1 protein-coding gene is annotated in these 2,441 nt (G+C 37.5%); it reads left to right on the top strand.

Translation table 11 applies throughout. The annotated features are described in order from the left end of the window. Window positions 1–387: 387 nt before the first annotated feature. On the top strand, window positions 388–2,441 hold a 2,054-nt coding region (locus tag DSM106972_RS33375), incomplete at its 3' end, for a WD40 repeat domain-containing protein (protein WP_201800819.1).

Here is a 2,441-nt window from a genome sequence, read left to right as displayed (position 1 = left end):
GCAAGTGCTGACAAAACCATCAAATTGTGGAATTTAGATTTAGATGATTTACTCGCGCGCAGTTGCGACTATTTAAAAGAATACCTCGCCACCCGTGAGCAAGAAAGAAAGGAGCTGTGTCCTAATAAATGAGAATGTAAGTTGGAACTCATAATCGTAGTCTAGGTCATTAATTCCCAATAGCAGGCACCGCTTTACAAAATAATTATATTGTTGTTAAAGTTAGTTATAAGTCGAAGATAACTTAAATTTCTCATGGCTTAACTCGAATTCGGTCATGTTTTGATATATATGGTGCGTGAAAGCTATTACAATCAAGGTATAACGAAAGATTAAACTGCTTTCACACACCTCACTTAAGTAGTTTCTATATACGGTAACTCAATCATGACAACAAATTATGAGTATAAAGTCGGAGGTAGTTTAGGAGAAAACGCCCCTTCTTACGTTGTTAGACAAGCAGATTTTGACCTGTACCACAGCTTAAAGGCGGGAGAGTTCTGTTATATTTTTAACTCTCGCCAAATGGGTAAAACGAGCTTAATAGTTCGGACAATGAACAAATTACAAGCAGAGGGGTTTGCTTGTACTTCTCTTGATTTCTCGGTGCGAGGTAGTCGAGATATAAAATCAGAACAGTGGTATGCTGGTATTATTTACAAGCTTACAACTAATTTTAACCTAGGTAATCCATCAGACATTCTCCGTAATTGGTGGCAAGAGAGAGGCGCTATTACTGCTGTAGAGCGTTTAGAAGAGTTCATAGAAACTGTATTATTAGCATCTATCCAAAGAAAGATAGTTATATTTATTGACGAAATCGATAGTATTTTGAGTTTAGGCTTTCCTACGGATGATTTTTTTGCGTTAATCAGAAGCTGTTATGAAAAGCGTAATTTTAACTCGCAGTATGGGCGCCTGACTTTTGCGTTAGTAGGAGTAGTCACCCCTGGAGATTTAATTGCGGATAAAAGGCGAACACCGTTTAATATAGGTCGTGCGATTCAACTCGAAGGATTTAAAGAAAGTGAAATTGAACCTCTGGAAAAGGGATTTCAGGGTCAAATAGAAAATCCTAACGCATTAATACGAGAAATATTGACTTGGACAGGGGGGCAACCTTTTTTAACACAGAAAGTATGCAGGTTAATTGCCACAGACCTGAATGTAGAGACGCGTAAACTGGAGGTTTTCCCGAAGGGATTAATCGCGTCTCCACATATCGCATCTTATGTACACGATATAATTCAAAAAAATATTATTGAAAATTGGGAAAGTCATGATGAACCAGAACATGTAAAAACAATCAGATACCGAATGTTATTAGGAGAGCAAATAGCGGGGCGTTTTTTAGGATGGTATCAGCAAATATTGCTATCGGGGTACATTCATGCTGACGAAAGTCTAGAACAAATAAGATTTCGCCTGACTGGCTTAGTGGTTAAACAACAGAATATTCTCAAAGTCTATAACAAAATATATGAATCGGTATTAAATTTAACTTGGGTAGAAAAAGAGTTAAGTAAACTACGCCCATATTCGGAAAACTTTCAAGTATGGGTTGATAGTAACTATGAGGACGAGTCACAACTATTGCGAGGACAAGCTTTACAAAATGCTTTGCAGTGGTCTACTCAGAAAAGCTTAAGTAATGAAGATTCTCGGTATTTAGCAGCTTCTCAGGAATTAGAAAAAAGGGAACTTGAAGCTTCTTTAGCTGTTCAAGAAGAAGAAGGTAGGATATTATCAGCAGCGAATGAAACGTTAAACAAAGCGCAAAAGAAATCGAAGCGAATGATTCAGTTTGGTTCTACGTTTTTGATATTGTCTACTATGGGAGCAATTATTGCTTCAGTACTTGCTAACAATGCTCAAAAAGAACTGATGGCGACAAAATTGGAAGTAACTGGAATAAATTTATTACAACAACCATTTTTAGGAGGAGAACTAGAGAGTTTGGTAAGGGTTATGAGGGTTGGGCGGGAATTGAAAAATTTAGTCAACGATAAACCTTTAGCAGATTATCCTACTTACAATCCAGGATGGATTTTACAATATATATTGTCATATATTAGGGAACGCAATCAGTTACAAGGGCATACTGATACAGTCAGTAACGTGGCAATAAGTGCAAATGGCAAAACTCTTGCTTCTGCAAGTTGGGACAAAACCATCAAATTATGGAATATAAGCACTGGTAAACTCATTTCTACCTTGAGTGGGCATAATGATAAAGTCATAGAAGTGGCAATAAGTGCAGATGGCAAAACTCTTGCTTCTGCTGGTGCTGACAAAACCATCAAATTGTGGAATATAAGCACTGGTAAACTCATTTCTAGCTTGAGTGGGCATACTGCTGAGGTCTATAGCGTGGCAATAAGTGCAGATGGCAAAACTCTTGCTTCTGCTGGTGCTGACAAAACCATCAAATTGTGGAATAT

The organism is Dulcicalothrix desertica PCC 7102 (assembly GCF_003991905.1).
Lineage (GTDB): Bacteria > Cyanobacteriota > Cyanobacteriia > Cyanobacteriales > Nostocaceae > Dulcicalothrix > Dulcicalothrix desertica.
Note: the sequence above shows the minus strand (reverse complement) of the source record. Positions and strands in the feature narration are given on the sequence as shown.